At 67.9% G+C, this 18,179-nt stretch carries 15 protein-coding genes; 9 read left to right on the top strand and 6 right to left on the bottom strand.

Features of this window, described 5'->3' with window-relative positions; all coding sequences use genetic code 11:
- Window position 1 precedes the first annotated feature (1 nt).
- Both AZH51_RS12935 and AZH51_RS12940 read right to left on the bottom strand, forming a co-directional pair.
- Window positions 2–1,273 (bottom strand): HRDC domain-containing protein, encoded by a 1,272-nt coding sequence (locus AZH51_RS12935; RefSeq protein ID WP_291524929.1) that lies wholly within the window; start codon window positions 1,271–1,273, stop codon window positions 2–4.
- Window positions 1,273–1,863, bottom strand: a complete 591-nt coding sequence (locus AZH51_RS12940; RefSeq protein ID WP_291524931.1) for a DUF3000 domain-containing protein — start codon at window positions 1,861–1,863, stop codon at window positions 1,273–1,275. Before AZH51_RS12940 ends, AZH51_RS12935 begins: the two co-directional genes overlap by 1 nt.
- A 64-nt stretch (window positions 1,864–1,927) precedes the next feature.
- Here AZH51_RS12940 and hemE point away from each other — a divergent pair, with 64 nt between their 5' ends.
- The 3 genes from hemE to hemQ are packed head-to-tail and all read left to right on the top strand — an operon-like array spanning window position 1,928 to window position 5,113.
- Window positions 1,928–2,980 (top strand): uroporphyrinogen decarboxylase, encoded by a 1,053-nt coding sequence (gene hemE / locus AZH51_RS12945; protein ID WP_291524933.1) that lies wholly within the window; start codon window positions 1,928–1,930, stop codon window positions 2,978–2,980.
- A 47-nt stretch (window positions 2,981–3,027) separates the two neighbouring features.
- Window positions 3,028–4,413 carry a protoporphyrinogen oxidase gene (gene hemG / locus AZH51_RS12950; RefSeq protein WP_291524935.1) on the top strand — a complete coding sequence of 462 codons (1,386 nt, stop codon included), beginning with the start codon at window positions 3,028–3,030 and terminating at the stop codon, window positions 4,411–4,413.
- 4 nt (window positions 4,414–4,417) lie between these two features.
- Window positions 4,418–5,113: a hydrogen peroxide-dependent heme synthase gene (gene hemQ, locus AZH51_RS12955; protein ID WP_291524937.1), complete on the top strand. Its 696-nt coding sequence runs from the start codon at window positions 4,418–4,420 to the stop codon at window positions 5,111–5,113.
- Window positions 5,114–5,194: 81 nt separating this feature from the next.
- Here hemQ and msrB read toward each other — a convergent pair whose 3' ends face one another.
- Entirely contained in the window at window positions 5,195–5,623 is a 429-nt protein-coding gene (gene msrB, locus AZH51_RS12960; RefSeq protein ID WP_291524939.1) for a peptide-methionine (R)-S-oxide reductase MsrB, read from the bottom strand.
- Between the two features lie 86 nt (window positions 5,624–5,709).
- A complete protein-coding gene (locus tag AZH51_RS12965) occupies window positions 5,710–8,133 on the bottom strand; it encodes a lamin tail domain-containing protein (RefSeq protein WP_291524941.1) in 2,424 nt (807 codons plus the stop codon).
- Window positions 8,134–8,418: 285 nt separating this feature from the next.
- On the opposite strand from AZH51_RS12965, the gene AZH51_RS12970 reads away from it, so the two are divergent.
- From AZH51_RS12970 to AZH51_RS12985, 4 genes are read left to right on the top strand one after another with little or no spacing between them, the layout of a single operon-like run.
- On the top strand, window positions 8,419–9,786 hold the full coding sequence (locus AZH51_RS12970; RefSeq protein ID WP_291524943.1) for an FAD-binding oxidoreductase: 1,368 nt from the start codon (window positions 8,419–8,421) through the stop codon (window positions 9,784–9,786).
- 59 nt (window positions 9,787–9,845) lie between these two features.
- Complete coding sequence (locus AZH51_RS12975; RefSeq protein WP_291524945.1) at window positions 9,846–10,931, top strand: DNA polymerase domain-containing protein; 1,086 nt, start codon at window positions 9,846–9,848, stop codon at window positions 10,929–10,931.
- Window positions 10,932–10,935: 4 nt separating this feature from the next.
- Window positions 10,936–12,015 carry an ATP-dependent DNA ligase gene (locus AZH51_RS12980; RefSeq protein ID WP_291524947.1) on the top strand — a complete coding sequence of 360 codons (1,080 nt, stop codon included), beginning with the start codon at window positions 10,936–10,938 and terminating at the stop codon, window positions 12,013–12,015.
- Window positions 12,016–12,019: 4 nt separating this feature from the next.
- Window positions 12,020–13,171, top strand: coding sequence for an alpha/beta hydrolase (locus tag AZH51_RS12985; RefSeq protein ID WP_291524949.1), 1,152 nt, complete (start codon window positions 12,020–12,022; stop codon window positions 13,169–13,171).
- A 1-nt stretch (window position 13,172) separates the two neighbouring features.
- Here AZH51_RS12985 and AZH51_RS12990 read toward each other — a convergent pair whose 3' ends face one another.
- Window positions 13,173–13,832 carry a dihydrofolate reductase family protein gene (locus AZH51_RS12990; protein ID WP_291524950.1) on the bottom strand — a complete coding sequence of 220 codons (660 nt, stop codon included), beginning with the start codon at window positions 13,830–13,832 and terminating at the stop codon, window positions 13,173–13,175.
- A 29-nt stretch (window positions 13,833–13,861) separates the two neighbouring features.
- Between AZH51_RS12990 and AZH51_RS12995 the strand changes: the two genes are divergently transcribed.
- Window positions 13,862–14,761, top strand: coding sequence for a PPK2 family polyphosphate kinase (locus AZH51_RS12995; protein WP_291524952.1), 900 nt, complete (start codon window positions 13,862–13,864; stop codon window positions 14,759–14,761).
- On the opposite strand, the gene glgX is transcribed toward AZH51_RS12995, so the two are convergent.
- Window positions 14,758–16,947: a glycogen debranching protein GlgX gene (gene glgX / locus AZH51_RS13000; protein ID WP_291524955.1), complete on the bottom strand. Its 2,190-nt coding sequence runs from the start codon at window positions 16,945–16,947 to the stop codon at window positions 14,758–14,760. The two genes, AZH51_RS12995 and glgX, sit on opposite strands and share 4 nt — an antisense overlap.
- An 85-nt stretch (window positions 16,948–17,032) precedes the next feature.
- Here glgX and AZH51_RS13005 point away from each other — a divergent pair, with 85 nt between their 5' ends.
- Window positions 17,033–18,142: a YihY/virulence factor BrkB family protein gene (locus tag AZH51_RS13005; RefSeq protein ID WP_291524956.1), complete on the top strand. Its 1,110-nt coding sequence runs from the start codon at window positions 17,033–17,035 to the stop codon at window positions 18,140–18,142.
- The last annotated feature ends 37 nt before the right edge of the window (window positions 18,143–18,179 follow it).

An 18,179-nucleotide genomic window follows, 5' to 3' on the forward strand; every position in this document is an offset into this window, starting at 1 on the left:
GTTACTCGCCAGTAGCAGTGTCCGGTGCGGGCTCGGCCGTTGCGGCTTCCCTGATCACCGGGAGGGTCAGGTCGACCTGCCACGGACGGGCGCCACGCTCGGTGAGAAAACTGCGAATCGTGTTGTCGTCCAACGGATCTGGTAGTTGCCACAGGATCCGGCGAAGCGTATCCGGCTGCAGGATGTTCTCGACCGGCACGTGGCGTTCCTCGCTGATCGCCCCCAGTTGCTCCCGGGCGGACGCCAGGCGGGCGGCGGCGGCCGGATCCCGGTCGCCCCAGGACCGGGCCGGCGGGGGTGCGTCGGTGCGCGGCGGCGGACCGGGCAGGTCCGCGGCGGGCAGGACGTCAGCCCGACGTACGGCGTCCAGCCAGTCGCGCTGGTAGCGCGGCACGCCCGTGTGGGCGGGTCGGGCCTTCCCGCGCCGGGAGGTCGCATCGGTGCGGATCGCGGCCAGGTCGGCGGCGCTCTTAGGGTCCTGTTTGGCGACCTCGATCAGCACGGCGTCCGGCAGCACCCGGCCAGGGGAGGTGTCGCGATCCTGGGCGATGCGGTCACGGGTCTGCCACAACTCGCGGACCCGGCCCATGACGCGCCGGTCCCGCACCGTATGCAGACCGGAGGTGCGCCGCCACGGGTCCTCCCGGACCGGCGGACCGGTGAAATGGGTCAGGGCCTCGAAGTCCTGCAACGCCCAGTCGAGTTTGTCCTGGGACTGTAGGTCGGCGTACATCGCATCACGCACCTCGACCAGCAACTCCACGTCGAGCGCGGCGTACCGCAGCCACGGCTCGGGTAGCGGGCGGATCGACCAGTCCGCCGCAGAGTGCTCCTTGGCCAGGCTCACGCCCAGGTAGTGCTCGATGACCGCGGCCAGGCCGACCCGGGGCAACCCTGCCAGGCGGGCGCCGACCTCGGTGTCGAACAGGCTCGCCGGCCGCAACCCGACCTCGGCCAGGCACGCCAGGTCCTGGGTTGCGGCATGCAGGATCCATTCGGCGCCGCCGATGGCGTCCTGGACCGGCGACAGGTCGGGGATGGCGGCGGGATCGAAAAGGAACGTGCCGCTGCCGGTCCGGCGCAGTTGCACCAGATAGGCGCGGTTGCCGTAGCGGTAGCCGGAGGCGCGCTCGGCGTCGATGGCGATCGGGCCGGTTCCGGCCGCGATGGCATCGGCCGCGGTGAGGAGGTCGCGTTCGGTGGCGGTGACCGGGGGAAGGCCGTCGCGCGGCTCTTCCAGCACGGGGAAGTTCTCGGTGTCGTCAGCCACCATCAGCGGCGCGGTCGGGGTAGCGCGATGACGCCTTCCGGGAGCGGCGGCAGTCCGGCGAGGGTGCACAGCAGACCGACCCACGCGTGCAGATGGGTCGTGAGCTCGAGCTCAGTGGGTGACCACGAAGCGCGCACCTCGATCTCGGTGCTGGTCCCGCTCTCGCTCAGCCCGCCGTACCCACTGGACACCACATGGGTGACCGTGCCGGAGGGCGCGTGGAACTGGGCCTCGTGGCTGCCGAGCGACTCCAGGAGCCAACTCCAGCCGACGTCGTTGAGCAGCGGGTCCTCGCCCAGTTCGGGTTCGAGGCTGGCGCGGGCGAACGTGACCACGCGCCACGCGCCCTGCCACGGCTCGGGCGCCGCCGGGTCGTGCAGCACCACGAACCGGCCGGAGGCGAGTTCGTGCTCCTCCTCCGGACTGTCGGGCGCCAGCACGTCGGCGGTCAGGGCCATGGCGTACGGCGCGACCCGGCTGGGTGCCGGGACCTCGGTCAGCACTACCTCGGGGCGAACGGCCACTCCCGCCAGGTCGTGAACGACCTGGTCGAACGTCGACTCGGGAGTCGAACTGATGTCTCTGCTCGGCACCTGATCAGCGTAGGTCGCTGCGCCCATGGGATGTGGCAACGGCGCGCCGTGCGACGATCGCCCGGTGACCCTCGAACTACCGACCGCCGGCGATCCCCGAGACAGTGACCTGGTGCGGGCTGCCCGCGGCCTGCCCGTACGCCGGACCCCCGTGTGGTTCATGCGCCAGGCGGGGCGGTCGCTGCCGGAGTACCGCGAGGTCCGCGAGGGCACCTCGATGCTGCAGGCCTGCCGCACTCCTGACCTGGTCACGGAGATCACGTTGCAGCCCGTGCGCCGGCACGGGGTCGACGCGGCCATTTTCTTCAGCGACATCGTCGTGCCGTTGCAGGCCGCCGGTGTCGACGTGCAGATCGTGCCTGGTGTTGGTCCGGTCGTCGCCCACCCGATCCGCACTGCGGCCGACGTCGCCGCGCTGCCGTCGCTGGACGCCGACGCGATCGAAGACATCGCGACGTCGGTACGGCAGATCACGGCTGAGCTCGGCGGCGTGCCGCTGATCGGGTTCGCCGGGGCGCCGTTCACGCTGGCCAGCTACCTGGTCGAGGGCGGGCCGTCGAAGAATCACGAGCACACCAAGGCACTCATGGCCGGTGCACCGGATCTGTGGAATGCATTGTGCGCCAAGCTTGCTCAGATCTCGGGGACCTTCCTGCGGGTGCAAGCATCGGCCGGTGCATCGGCCGTGCAGCTCTTCGACTCGTGGGTCGGCGCGTTGTCATTGCCGGACTACCTGCGGCACGTGCAACCACACAGCGCGGCGGCGCTGTCGGCGGTCGCGGATCTCGACGTGCCCCGGATCCACTTCGGTGTGGGCACCGGTGAACTGCTGCGGGCGATGGGGGAGGCCGGCGCGGACGTGGTTGGTGTCGACTTCCGGGTGCCGCTGGACGTCGCCGCGGCCCGGCTGGGCGATCGGTTCGCGGTGCAGGGCAACCTCGACCCTGCGTTGCTCTTCGCGCCATGGCAGGCACTGCAACCGGTGATCGCCGATATCCTGACCCGGGGTAAGGCCGCGCCCGGGCACATCTTCAACCTCGGTCACGGTGTGCTGCCCGACACCGACCCCGACGTCCTGACGCGTGTCGTCGAAGAGGTCCACACCCTCTCGGCATAGGCGACCCTGAGATGCGGCGGGCCGGTCGGCGGTGAGACGGTAGAGGCATGGCGGACATCGTGGTCGTCGGAGCCGGGATCACCGGTCTGGCCGCGGCCGAACGCATCCTGCACCAGGAACCCGGCGCGGACATCCTGGTGCTCGAAGGATCCCCACGTGTCGGCGGCAAGCTTCACATCGGTGAACTCGCGGGCCAGCAGATCGACCTCGGGGCCGAGGCCGTACTGGCCCGTCGTCCCGAAGCAGTCGCGCTCATCGATCAGCTGGGGCTGACCCGCGAATCACCGGCTGCCGTGGGCGCCAGCCTCTGGAGTCGCGGGGCGCTACGGGCGATGCCGCAGGGCACGCTGATGGGGATTCCGTCCGACGCCGGCGCACTGACCGAGATCCTGGACGCCGGGGAGGTAGCGCGCGCCGCCGCGGAGCAACCGGTGCAGATCGACGGCGACCTGAGCCTGGGTTCCCTCGTGCAGCAGGCGCTTGGTCCGGCAGTCGTCGACCGGTTGATCGAGCCGCTGCTGGGCGGCGTCTATGCCGGGGACGCGCGGGCCTTGTCGGCCCGCGCTTGTCTGCCCGCGGCGTACGACGAGGTCGCCTCCGGTGGCACCCTCACGGCACTGGCGGCGCGGGCAGCCGCCGCACCCCGCTCCGATGCGCCGGTCTTCGCCAGCCTCGCCGGCGGGATCGGGGGCCTGCCGATCGCTCTGGCGCAGCACCTGGCCGCCAAGGGCGTCACGATCGAGACGGACGCCATGGTGCGCGAACTGCGCTCTGTAGCAGACGGTTTCGAGCTCACCGTCGGCTCGGCGCGGTCACCGCGGACGGTGCGAGCATCGGCCATCGTGCTGGCCGCACCCGCGGCGCCGACCTCACGGTTGCTCGGCGACATCGCCCCCGCAGCGGCCCAAGCACTGGCCGCGATCGACTACGCCTCGATGGTCCTGGTCAGCTATGCCTTCGAGCGCGGCACCATCCCCGGTGACACCTCCGGGTTCCTGGTGCCCCCGATCGACGGCCGGGACATCAAGGCCTCCACCTTCTCCAGCGCCAAGTGGCCGTGGCTGCGGCAGGCGCTGCCGGCGTACGACGTGGTGCGGGTCTCCTTCGGTCGCGCCGGAGAGGTGCGCACCCTGCAACGCACCGATGAGGACCTGGCCGCCGCCGGACTGGCCGATTTGTCCGAGGCTCTCGGGCGCCCGTTGCCTGCGCCGGTCGACACCCGCGTGCAGCGCTGGGGCGGCGGGTTGCCGCAGTACGCCGTGGGCCACCTCGACCGGGTCGCCGCAGTCCGCGCGGACCTGCCCCAGGGACTGGCCGTTGCCGGCGCCGCCTACGACGGTGTCGGGATCCCCGCCTGTATCGCCTCCGCGCGCCGCGCGAGCGAGGAACTGCTCACCCGGGTTTCCGGGACCACGCAAGAAAGCGAAGAATAGAGATATGTCTGATCAGACGCCCGATGTCGAAGCCATCAACGCCTCGATCCGTTACTGCATGTACTCGGTGTTCAAAGCGGCCCGTGAGTTGCCGGCCGAGCGGGAGACCCTCGTCGCCGACACCGCCGCGTTCTTCGACAAGTTGGCGACCGAGGACGTCGTGGTCCGTGGCCTGTACGACGTGGGCGGGCTGCGCGCGGACGCCGACCTGATGATCTGGTGGCACGCGGACGATGTGGAGTCGCTGCAGGCCGCCTACCGCGGATTCCTTGCCACGCCGCTGGGTCGCACGTTGGACCCGGTGTGGAGCAACGTGGGCCTGCACCGCCCGGCGGAGTTCAACCGTTCGCACGTGCCGGCGTTCCTCGCGGGGGAGCCGGCGCACAAGTATCTCTGTGTCTACCCGTTCGTGCGGTCCTATGAGTGGTACGTCCTGCCCGAGGACGAGCGGCGCGAGATGTTGCGCGAACACGGTTTGGCCGCAAGGGATTACGCCGACGTGCGTGCCAACACGGTGTCGTCGTTCGCCCTCGGTGACTACGAGTGGCTGCTGGCCTTCGAGGCCGACGAGTTGTACCGGATCGTGGACCTGATGCGCGAACTGCGCAACACCCGAGCCCGGTTGCACGTGCGTGAGGAACTGCCGTTCTACACCGGACCGCAGACGAGCGTCGCGGAGTTCGCTGCTCGTCTGCGGTAGGGGAGTTTCCTGCGACTTTTGGAACGCGATCCACCCCTCGTGATGATTTCGGGGTGCATTCCGTTCCAAGAGTTGCGCAGATCAGTCCTGCGGGGTCAGACGCAGGCTGATCGAGTTGATGCAGTAGCGCTGGTCGGTCGGGGTGGGGTAGCCCTCACCCTCGAACACGTGACCCAGGTGCGAGCCGCAGTTCTTGCAGCGCACCTCGGTGCGGACCATGCCGTGTGAGCGATCCTCGATCAACTCGACGTTGTCGGCCTCGCTGGGCTCATAGAAGCTGGGCCAGCCGCAGTGGCTGTGGAACTTCTGCTTGCTGCGGAACAACTCAACGCCGCAGGCGCGACACGAGTAGACGCCTTCGGTCTCGGTGTCGGTGTACTCACCGGTGAAGGCCCGCTCGGTGCCTGCCTGCCGCAGCACGGCGTACTCGGCGGGGGACAACTGGTCGCGCCACTCCTTGTCCGACTTGTGGATCCGGTAGGCGGTGGTGGCCGGGAACTGGTCGTTCACGACGTACTCCTTCTCACTGGTAGGGAACGTCCGCTCTGATCAACAGTGTGACCGCGGCGAACGTTCCCGACGGGTGGGATCGGGCCTCAACCCAGCCAGCTGGGCCATAACTGCAGGCGCACCACCTGCGGGTCGTGGTCGGAATCCTGGTCGGAGAACTCCGCGTTGGTGTGCACCACGTCGTAGCGGTACGCCGGGCCGGAGAACGGCAACGGGATCTGCAGTCCCTTGCTGATCAGAATGTGGTCCAGCACCTGGGAGTTGCCCTCGTAGTCGTAGGTGTACCGCTCGTTCGCCGGCAGGGTCCGGGGCAGATCGGTCAGTGCGGTGCGGCCGCTGCCGACCAGGATGTCGGCGGTCTGGCTGAACTCGAAGTCGTTCAGGTCGCCGAGCACGATCACCTTCGCCAGCGGGTCGGCCTTCAGCAGCGAGTCGACGAAGCCGCGCACGACCGTCGCCTGGTTGTGTCGCTGGGTCTCGGAGGACCGCAGCGGCTGCTGGAACCGGCCGAACAACGGGTCGTCGCCGCCCTTGGAGTTGAAGTGGTTGGCGATGACGAACAGCTTCTGACCCTTGTAGCTGAACTGGCCGACCAGCGGCTTACGCGACGTGGTCCACGCCCCGTTCGTGGGGTCGATGCGGCCGGGGGAGGCGGACAGCTTGGTGCTCCACCCCTTGCCCACCACGCTGGTGGCCGTTGTTGCGTCGCCACCGGGGATGTCAGTGAAGCTCACGCCGCGGTCGGTCCGGAAGATGAAGACCTGCCGGATGTTGCCGCCCGGCTGACCGCCGTCGGTGTCGTTGGTCGGGTTGATCCAGCGGGCCTGGTACGACGGGCCGCCCGCCGCCGTGATCGCCGCGATCAGCTTGGTGATCGTGTCGGTAGAGTCCACCGTCCCGTCGTCGGTGGCGCCGCTGTTGTCCTGGATCTCCTCCAGAGCCACGATGTCCGGTGCCTTGAGGTTGCCGACGATCTGCCCGGCAAGTCGGTCGAACTTGGTCTGCGGGTCGCTGGGGGCGAGGTTCTCGACGTTGAAGGTCGCGACGGCGACCTGGCCCTTGCTGGCTGCCGAGGTCGACTCCCGTTGCAGCCCAGCGGATTTCAACGTGCCCGTGCTGGTGGCCAGCAGGTGGAAGTTGCCGAAGCTGTAATCGAGTACGCCGACCGTTGACCCTTCGTAGACGTCACCGACGTTGGCGGTCGGCACGGAGCCCGAAGGCAGCAGACTGTCGTCCAGGATCAGCCGCATGGCGTTCGGCTGGTCGTACCCGCCGTACACCACGCCGCCGCGTGCGGACCGGGTGGCGGTCACGTTCTGCCCGGGGATCACGGGCGTCTCGCCGTAGGAGGGGTTGGTCGGCCCGACGGCGACAGCGTCGTCCAGTTCGACCCGCATCCCCTCGAGGGACTCATCGAAATCGATCGCGCTCTTGGTGGGGTCGAAGGTGCCGGCGGTCTCGACGTCACCCGGGTCACCGTCCTTGACGGTCTGCTGGGGTGCGATCCGATCCTTACCGATGACGACCGGTGCCGGCAGCGGGTTGCCACTGCTGGTGATGGCCGTGGTCGGGTTGGTCAGTTCGGTGGTCGTGAGGTTTGCGGTGCCGCTGCTACCACCGGGGCGGTATTCGCTGACCGTTCCCGCGGCGGTGACGGCATCGCCGACCTTGGCGCTCGGGGCGTTCTTGGTGAAAACGAACAGTCCTTCGCTGGTCGCGGGGTCGTCGTCCGGCGTCGTGGACTGGATCCAGTAACCGGTCTTGCTGGTGGCGGTGACGACACCGGCGACGTTCTTGACCGCTTTGCCCTCCAGCGGGGAGCGGTGCGCGGCGCCCTGGATCTGCTCGATGGTGGCGTCCTGGCCGGTGGGCGGCGGTGGGGGCGTCGTGCCGCCACCGCCACCGGTCGTGCCGCACTGGCCGACGGCGCTGGCGGAGTTGTTCGGGGCCGGCGCCGCGGTCACGAAGTCGGTCGCGTTGTTGTCGGTGTCGGTGCAGCCGCTGGTGCGGACATCGGCCAGGGTGTTGCTCGGGGCGGGGGCCGGGGCCGTCTCGGAGACTGACGCCGTGCTGCCGTAACCCAGCAGGTCGATCGTGGTCCCGTCGGCGTCCACGATCGCCACCCGGCCGGCAGTAGCCGACATCGCGATCGTGCCCGTGGCGTCCGGGGTGGGCAGCGCGGGCGCCGCGGTGTTGGAGCCGTCGGCTTCCTTGATCAAGTAGTGATGTCCGGCGTCGATGCTGCCGGACAGCGCGGTGCTCGTGGCCGTGGTCCCTGCGGCCGACCAGTACTGCAGCTTCCAACCGGTCAGGTCCACGGCCGCACCGGAGCGGTTGTACAGCTCGACGAAGTCGGAGGCGTACGGCGCCCCGGAGTTGCCGCCGCCACCGAAGGCCTGCGCGATGACCACGCTGGAGGACGCGGCTTGGGCGTGCGGAGCGAGGGCGATCGCCGGCAGAGCGGCGATCGGGACGGAGCACAAGAAAGCAAGAGCGCGACGGCGCGGCATGACGGACCTTCCACGGGGTGGGGGAGTAGGTGCGGGCGGGGCAGTCGTTCGACCGACCCTGGGCAACGCTAGGAAGTCCGCTCTCGTGATGGGGTCTTGCGACGGTGAGCGTTCGGTAAACAGTTGGTGGCTGGCCAAACTTTCCGCCAACTGCCCATCGCTGCCGCAAGTTCCTGCATTCACCGGACGGGGCGCCCCGCGCACTACTACCGTCGGGCCGATGGTGAGGCGCATCTGATCGGTGCCGCGGGGCCCAACCCAGCGGGTGGTTCGAGGAGCACAACCATGATCGAAGGCTTGACGCACCCGGGCTGCGAAGCATTGCGCGGCATCTCGGCACCGGTGACGCTGGTGGGGGATCCGGGGTACGACGAGGCGCGGCGGATGTGGAACCTGGCTGTCGACCTGCGGCCGGCCGCGGTTGCCTCGCCGCGGTCCCTGTCGGAAGTGACGGAGTTGGCGCGCGTCGCGACAGCCGCGGGGTTGCACCTCGCGCCGGTGGGGACGGGTCATGGGGTGGGCGGTTTCACCGGTGTCGACCTCAGCGACACGGTCATCGTGCGGATGCAGGACTTCACCGGCGTTCGCATCGACGTGGATCAGCAAGTAGCTGTGGTGACAGGCGGGACCCGGTGGTCGGCCGTGATCGAGGCGGCGAGCGCCAACGGTCTCACCGCCGCGCACGGGTCGGCCCCCGATGTCGCCGTCGCCGGTTTCGTCCTCGGCGGCGGGCTCTCCTTCTACGGTCGCCAGCATGGGGTCAGCGCCAACCACGTCCGGTCGGTGCAGGTGGTGCTGGCCGACGGGTCGGTGGTAACGGCGAGCGCTACCGAGTTGCCGGAGCTCTTCTGGGCGCTGCGGGGTGGTGGTGGCACCTTCGGCATCGTCACCGAGGTGCAGATCGAATTGCTGCCCTACGCCGACGTCTTCGCCGGGATGCTGCTGTGGGACCGCAGCCGCGCCAGTCAGGTCGTGCCGGCCTGGGCCGAGTGGTCCCGGCAGGTGCCGGACTCGGTCACCACCTCGTTGCGGATCATGAGCTTCCCGCCTCGTCCCGAGCTACCGCCCTTCCTGTCCGGTCGCGACATCGTCGTGGTGGACGGCGTGTTTCTGCAGCCGGACGATCAGGCGGCCGCTCTGCTCGAGCCGCTGCAGGCGCTCAACCCGGAGCTGGACACCTTTGCCCGGACCCCGGCGGTGGGTGTCCTCGCCATGCACATGGACCCGCCCGCACCGACCCCCGGCGTGATGAAGCACTGCGTGCTGGACGCGTTCGACGAGGCCGCCGTCGACCGCTTCCTGGCCCAGGTGGGTGACGGCACCCGGCACGGACTGTTGCTCGCGGAGATCCGGCACCTCGGTGCGGCATTCGCTGTGACGCCGAACGGCGCGGGTGTCTTCGGTTCAGTCGCTGGTTCCTACCTGGCCCAGGCAGTCGCGGTACCTATGCCTCCTCCCAATGCGCCCGCTGCCAGGGCAGCCGTCCAGGACTTCATCCTCGCGCTGCGGCCCTGGTCGTCGGCTGCGCTGGTTCCGACGTTCACCGACGAGCGAAGGGCGGAGCTGTTCTGCCCGACCGATGTCGCCCGGCTACGGGGCGTCAAGCAGGCGATCGATCCCGCGGGGACATTCGTCAGCGCTTTGGAGCTCTGAGTCGAGCTCGGCCCATCGAGGAGGGCCGTAGGTGATCGGCGGGCCCTAGGCTGCTGGTCATGGCCTCAAAACCGGCTGCCACCGTCACCGTCGACGATCGCGAGGTGCGCGTCAGCTCACCCGACCGGGTCGTCTACGAAGCCACGTCCCGCACTCCGGAGATCACGAAACTGCAAGTGTGCGAATACTTCTCGTCCGTTGGCGCCGAGCTGATGACTGCGTTGGGGGAGCGTCCGACGGCGATGGAGCGCTGGCCCGACGGATGGCGCGAGGGGATGCGCCTGGCCACCGGTCCGCAGGATCGCGAAGGCGACGGTTTCTACCAGAAGCGTCTGCCCAAGGGGGCGCCGCCGTACGTCGAGACCGTCCAGGTGCGCTTCCCCAGCGGGCGCACTGCCGATGAGTTGTGCCCGACCGAACCGGCCACCTTGGTGTGGGCGGCCCAGATGGGTGCCCTGACCTTCCATCCCTGGCCCGTACGCCGACCTGACGTTGATCACCCCGACGAGTTGCGCCTGGATCTGGATCCGCAACCCGGGACAGACTTCGCGGATGCGCAGCGGGTCGCGGCGTTGGCGCGAACTGTCCTGGAGGACCTCGGGATTCGCGGTTTCTGCAAGACCAGTGGCAACCGGGGCATTCACATCTACGTCCGGATCGAGCCTCGCTGGGGTTTCGAAGACGTACGTCACGCCGCGATCGGTTTCGGCCGGTTGCTCTCGCAGCGTGACGACGGGGTGACGACCGCGTGGTGGAAGGAAGAGCGTGGCGAGCGGATCTTCATCGACTTCAACCAGAACAACCGGGACCGGACGATTGCCTCGGCCTGGTCGCTGCGGGCCCGGCCCGGTGCGCCGGTGTCGACGCCGATGACCTGGGAGCAGCTAGCGGCCGTGAAGGACCCGCGGGAGTTCAACCTGACGACCGTGCCTGACTTCGTCGCCGAGCACGGCAACGCGTGGGAGACGATGGACAACGAGGCGTTTTCTTTGGAGCCGTTGCTCGACCTGTGGGAGACGTTGCCCGGCGGCGAACTGAACTTCCCGCCGGACTATCCGAAGATGCCCGGAGAGCCGCCCCGCGTGCAGCCATCGAAGAAACGCGCCGACCACTGGGACGCCGACGGCAACCGGATCGAGGACTGAGTTCATGGATCTGCCTGTGATGCCACCGGTTTCGCCGATGTTGGCCAAGTCCGTCAAGGAGATTCCTGACGTCGGGCACGTCGAGCCCAAGTGGGACGGGTTCCGCACGATCGTCTTCCGCGATGGCGATGAGGTGGAACTCGGCAGCCGCAACGAGAAACCGATGACCCGGTACTTCCCGGAGTTGGTCGAGGCACTGAAGGCGAATCTGCCGCAGCGATGCGTCGTCGACGGGGAGATCGTCGTGATTGCCGGCGACCGTCTGGAGTTCGAGGTGCTGCAGCAGCGGATCCATCCCGCGGCCAGCCGGATCGCCAAGCTGGCGCAGGAGACTCCGGCCTCGTTCATCGCCTTCGACCTGCTCGCGGTGGCTGACGAGGACCTGATGCAGGCGCCGTTCGAGCGGAGGCGCGCACTGCTGGAGACCGCCCTGGCGGACGCCCACGACCCGGTGTTCATTACGCCGAAGACGAACGACCCTGCCGTTGCGAAGGATTGGTTCACGCAGTTCGAGGGCGCGGGTCTGGACGGCGTGGTCGCCAAGCCGCTGGACGGCACCTATCAGCCGGACAAGCGCACCATGTTCAAGATCAAACACGAGCGCACCGCCGACTGCGTCGTCGCGGGGTACCGATTGCACAAGACGTCCACCCCCGAGAAACCGCTGCTCGGCTCGCTGCTGCTCGGCCTCTACGACGGCGACCGGTTGCAGCACGTCGGCGTCGCGGCCTCCTTCACCGCGGTGCGGCGCGCGGAGCTCATCGACGAGCTCGAACCCTTCACCCACCACGTCGACGAGCACCCCTGGCTGGAGTGGAAGGAGTGGGCGATCGCCAATCCCGACCGCGTGCCGGGCACCCAGAGCCGGTGGAGTCAGGGCAAGGACCTGTCCTTCGTGCCGGTCCGGCCGGAGCTTGTGGTCGAGGTGGCGTACGAGCACATGCAGGGCAATCGGTTCCGGCACACCGCGCGGTTCCGCCGCTGGCGTCCGGACCGGGATCCTCGCTCCTGCACCTACGAACAGCTCGAGGAACCGGTCGATTTCAGCCTCGCGGACATCCTGGTCACTGGTCAGGGACAATAGGGGTATGAGTCGCCGACGTGTCATCGCCGGATCGGTTGCCGCCAGTGTGGCGGGCACCGGGGTGCTGGGCACCGCCGCTGGACTCAGCATCGCCTCCTACTTCGCCCGTCAGGTGCTTTCACCCAGACCGGCAGCGCCCGATGTGGAGATCCTGGCCTACGACGATCACACGGTGACCTTGAGTGCGACGCCAGCGACCGGATCGCCGGGGCGGTACAGCCTCTATTGGGACGATCGCGACTCCCACGCCCGGGTCGGTGAGGTGCTCGAGCGCACGGATGCGCACGTCGTACGCGAATTGATCGGGGTCGACTTCGGCGAGTTGCACGAGGGGCCAGGCAGGTTCACCGGCTACTACTACGCGGGACCGCCGGCCACGACGTTTCCGTTGCCGATCGAGGACGTTTCCATCGACGGTCCGCTGGGGGACTACCCGGCGTGGATCGTGCGCGGGCCGCAGAGCCGGGGTGACCGGTGGGCGGTCCTCGTCCACGGTCGGGCCGCTGCGCGCGCCGAGACCTTGCGCGCCGTCGGTGCGCTGACCGACGTCGGCTGGACGTGTCTGAGCCCCAGCTATCGCAACGACCAGGACGCACCGGCTGACCCGGCCGGGCGATACGGATTGGGACTGACCGAGTGGCGCGACGTGGAGGCGGCGGTCGCCTTCGCCTACGCGCAGGGTGCCGACGAGGTCATGCTCGCGGGTTGGTCGATGGGTGGTGCGGTGTGCTTGCAACTGCTGGACCTTTCCCCGTACGCCGAGGGGATCAGCCGCGTGGTGCTCGACGCGCCCGTGGTGGATTGGCAGGAGACGATCGATTTCCACGCCCGCTTGAACCGGGTGCCGATGCCGCTGAACCGGCTGGCGCAGCGTGCGGTTGCCAGTCCCGCCGCGCACGGCCATTTTGCGGGTTTGGCTGAGCCGCTTGATCTTCCGGCGACCAACTGGGTCCGCCGGGCCGCTGAGTTGCGAACTCCGGCGTTGATCATTCATTCCCAGGACGACGACTTCGTGCCCTACGGCCCGTCGGCGGCGTTGGCGACGGCCCGCCCCGATCTGGTGCGATTGGAGCCGTGGCAGGTCGCATTGCACTGCCGGGAGTGGAACACCGAGCCGCAGCGCTGGGAACGCGTGGTCCGGGAGTTCGCGAGCTGAATCACCGGCGCGTGTGCCAACGCGCCAGAAGTGTCCCCTCCTCTTCCAGCAGTCCCGCCAGCTCTAACCGGACCGTGGTCGCGTCGCCGTGCAGAATCCGGCCGCCGTTACCCGCGACGGCCAACGGGCTTGTGGTGAGGCACAATTCGTCGAACTGGCCGGTGCTCAGGAGTTCACCGGCCAGCGTCGGACCGCCCTCGGCGAGGATGTGCGCGTAACCCCGGGCGTGCAGGTCGGCCACGACGCCGGGCAGTCCCGCGTCGCCGACCGCGACGGTGAACACCTCGCCACCCCCGCGCGTGTCGAAGCCGTCCGGCAGCCCCCGACTGGTCACGACAGCCATCGCCGGATGCGGCGGCCGCCCGGAGCGCAGACCCGACCACGCCGGTTCGGTCTGCGCAGCGGCGTACCCCTCGGCCGAAACGGTCCCGGCTCCGACCAGGATCACATCGGCCCACGCCCTGAGCAGCGCGAACACCCGGTGGTCCGCGCCGGTATTGATGGACCCGGACAAACCGTCGGCGCCGACTGCCGAACCATCCACCGTCGCAACCATGTTCAGACGCAACCAGGGACGATCGGCCGGCACATCGGCGTACCGCTCGATCAGGTCATGGTCGGAAAGATTTCGATCCGGTGTACCGGTCAGAAGATCACGCACATTCCGATTGAACCGTGCCACGATGGGATATGGCCAAAGGCAAATCGAAGAAGTCCAAGAAATCCAAGAAGAAGCAGCCGGCGGAATTGTGCGACCGGGTCGCTGACGCGCTTGTCGTCGGCGAGGGGTTCGATCTGAGCCAGGTCGACCCAGCCTCCACCCCGGAACTGGACGGCAAGGAGAAGGACGCCGTCAAGCTCCAGACGAAGACCTCCGCTGAGGTGGGGGATCTCCAGGAGCGGATGTACGCCAACAAGGGGACCGGGCCGGCGCTGCTGCTGATCGTCCAGGGGATGGACACCGCCGGCAAGGGCGGGATCATGCGGCACGTCGTGGGTCAGGTCGATCCGCAGGGCATCCACCTGACCTCGTTCAAGGCCCCGACCAAAGAGGAACTGTCACACCCGTTCCTGTGGCGGATCCGCAAGGCGCTGCCGGCGTCGGGGATGATCGGGGTGTTCGACCGGTCGCAGTATGAAGACGTCCTGATTGCGCGAGTGCGCAACCTGGTTCCGCCGACGACCTGGAAGCGGCGCTACAGCCAGATCAACGCCTTCGAACAGGCCACCACCGACCGCGGCATCCACATCATCAAGGTGATGCTGCACATCTCGCCGGAGGAGCAGGCGCGGCGCCTGACCGAGCGGGTGAGCCGACCGGACAAGTACTGGAAGTACAACCCCGGCGACGTCGACGAACGTGCCCTGTGGCCGGCCTACCAGGAGGCCTACCAAGCGGCACTCGAAAAGTGCTCAACGCAGGTCGCACCCTGGTACGTCGTGCCGGCGGACAACAAGTGGTACGCGCGGTTCGCCGTACACAACCTGTTGTTGCGCCAGTTGCGGACACTCCAATTGGACTGGCCGCCAGCCGATTTCGACCCGAAGGTCGAAAAGAAGCGGATCGCCGAGAGCCTGCCGGAGGCCTAACTCTTCGGTGGTGTGACCGCGGCCTCGGCCGGGCGTTCCTTGGCCTTCTCCGGGTTGGCCGGCGGCCGCTCACGATCCTGCGGGACCGGGGATTGCAGGACCACGATCGAGCGTGATTGAAGGGTCAGGCGCGAGCCCTCGGGCAGGTCCTCGGCGACATCGGTGGGGTTGTCGTCGTGGGTGTGCAGCGCGATGCTCCACGTCTCCTCGGTCACGCCCTTGGGCAGGATGAACTCGACATCCTCATCTGCTGCGTTGAACAGAAGCAGGAAGTTGTCATCGACCACCCGTCGCCCACGCGGGTCGGGGCCCTCGATGGCATCGCCGTTGAGGAACACCCCCAGGCTACGGGCGAAGCCGGTGTTCCAATCTTCGTCGGTCATGACGTTGCCCGCCGGATTCAACCAGGCGATGTCCCCGGCGTCGCCACCGTGCGCGTCGCCCACGAAGAAGCGGCGCCGGTGGAAGGTCGGATGGGTGCGGCGTAGAGCGATCAGGGCGCTGGTGAAGTCCAGCAGATCCTCGTTCTCCTCGGACAGATCCCAGTTGATCCAGGTGATCTCGTTGTCCTGGCAGTACCCGTTGTTGTTGCCGTTCTGGGTCCGGCCCAGCTCGTCGCCGTGCGCCAGCATCGGGACGCCTTGACTCAACAGGAGAGTGGCCAGGAAGTTGCGTTGCTGGCGCTGGCGCAGCTCGTTGATCTCTGCGTCGTCGGTCGGCCCCTCGACGCCACAGTTCCAGGATTCGTTGTCGTCCGAACCGTCCTTGTTGTCCTCGCCGTTGGCTTCGTTGTGCTTTTCGTTGAAGGACACCAGGTCGCGCAGCGTGAAGCCGTCGTGGGCGACGACGAAGTTGACCGACGCGATCGGGCGGCGACCCGAATGCGCATACAGATCGCTGGATCCGGTGAGCCGGGAGGCGAATTCGCCGAGGGTCGATGGTTCCCCGCGCCAGAAGTTGCGCACTGTGTCGCGGTAACGGCCGTTCCATTCCGACCACAAAGGCGGGAAGTTTCCGACCTGATAGCCGCCGTCCCCGAGGTCCCACGGCTCGGCGATCAGCTTCACCTGGGAGATCACCGGGTCCTGCTGGATGATGTCGAAGAACGCCGACAGCCGGTCGACTTCATGGAACTGCCGGGCCAGGGTGGCGGCCAGATCGAAGCGGAAGCCGTCGACGTGCATGTCAGTGACCCAGTACCGCAACGAGTCCATGATGAGTTGCAGCACGTGCGGGTGGCGCATCAGCAGGCTGTTGCCGGTGCCGGTGGTGTCGTAGTAGTGGCCCTGGTCGCCGTCGACCAGCCGGTAGTACGCCTGGTTGTCGATGCCGCGGAAGGCGATGGTCGGGCCGAGTTCGTTGCCCTCGGCGGTGTGGTTGTAGACCACGTCGAGGATGACCTCGATATTCGCCTCGTGCAGCGCCTTGACCATCGTCTTGAATTCCGCGACCTGCTGTCCGTCCTGCCCCGCGGCGGAGTAGGCGTTGTGCGGGGCGAGGAAGCCGATGGTGTTGTAACCCCAGTAGTTCGACAGCCCCTTGTCGATCAGGGTCGTGTCCTGGACGAACTGGTGCACGGGCAGCAGCTCGATCGCCGTGACGCCGAGGGAGGTGAGGTGCTCGATGATCGCGGGGTGCGCGATGCCCGCATAGGTGCCGCGGATCTCCTCCGGCACGTCCGGGTGGGTCATGCTCAGGCCCTTGACGTGGGCCTCGTAGATCACGCTCTCGTGGTACTCGTGCTTCGGCGGGCGGTCGTGACCCCAGTCGAAGAACGGGTTGACGACGACAGACAGCATGGTGTGACCCAGTGAGTCGGCGTCGTTGAAGGCTTCGGGGTCATCGAATTTGTAGCTGAACAGCGACTCGTCGCCGTCGATCTGCCCCTCGATGGCCTTCGCGTAGGGGTCCAGCAACAGTTTGCTGGGGTTGCACCGCAGGCCGTTTTCGGGCTCGTAGGGGCCGTGCACCCGGAAGCCGTAGCGTTGACCGGGCTGTAGCGCAGGCACATACCCGTGCCACACGTGGGCATCCACCTCGGTCAGATCGAGGCGCTCCTCGACCCCTTGGTCATCGATGAGACACAACTCGACGCGTTCGGCTACTTCGGAGAACAGCGCGAAGTTGACCCCACTGCCGTCGTACGTAGCGCCAAGCGGATAGGGATGCCCTGGCCAAATCTGCATGGCCCCATTGTGGTGCACGGGAATCGATGCCTCGCACGGCTACCGTAGGAAGGGGTGCGAGCAACCGCGAGAGGATGGAGATCGGGTGTCGGTGACGACGCGGCTGCGAGCCGGTGTGCTCGCGGTGGTTGACCGCGTCCCCGGTGGCCGTACCCTCCTCGAACTGGTGCTGCGGACGATCAAGGTCTGCATGGACAACCGGGTCACCGGATTGGCCGCAGAGGCAGGCTTTTTCGCGTTGTTGTCGATGCCGCCGTTGCTGTTCGGTCTCCTGGGTGGCGTGGGCTATCTGAGCGGCTGGCTGGGTGCGGACACGGTCAACCTGGTGCTGGAGAGCATCCGCGAGTACGCCGAACGCTTCCTGACCGAGCAGAGCCTGCGCGATGTGCTGATGCCCACACTGACCAAGGCGCTCGACACGCCGAGGCCGGACATTATTTCGGTGGGTTTCCTGGTGTCGCTGTGGTCCGGATCGCGCGCCCTGAACGTCCTGCTGGACACGGTGTCGATCATGTACGGTCAGGGCGGCCGACGAGGGATCGTGCGGACCCGGATCATGTCCCTGTCGCTGTATTTCATGGTGATCCTGGTCGGGGCCATCGTGGTGCCGCTGATTGTCATCGGCCCGGGACTGCTGTCGGACTGGCTACCGAACGAGTTGCGATGGCTGATGATCCTGTACTGGCCGCTGGTGGCGGGCCTGACGGTGGCCGGGTTTGCGACGTTGTTCTACCTCTCGACGCCGCACCGGACGCCTTGGAAGCGGGACGTGCCGGGCGCCGTACTCACCCTGATCATCTGGCTACTGGCCTCGGTCGCCTTGCGCTACACGCTGGCCAATTCCGTGGCAGGTGCAAGTACGTCGATCTATGGGCCCCTCGCCGCATCGATCGTGGTGCTCATCTGGCTGTACTTCCTGGGGATCGCGGTCCTCATCGGGGCGGCGTTCAACGCCGCCACGATGCAGAAATGGCCGGTGGACACCCGGGACCCGGTGCACATCTGGGTCCAGCAGCGCATCGAAACCTCCGTGGCGCGCCGCCGGGCGCTCACCGACCCTACGGCGCCCACGGAGCCGGTGCTGCTGCGTCGCGCGGCGGTCCGGTTGCCCAGGTCCCGGGCGCGGGCGCAGGAGCCCCCGACGTACGACGATGAGGACGTGTCGCGTTTGGATTCGTCTCGCGCGATCGGTTAGTCTCAGGCGGCACGAAGCGCTGAAACGGCGCGGGTTG

It is taken from the genome of Branchiibius sp. NY16-3462-2 (assembly GCF_001594145.1).
Lineage (GTDB): Bacteria > Actinomycetota > Actinomycetes > Actinomycetales > Dermatophilaceae > Branchiibius.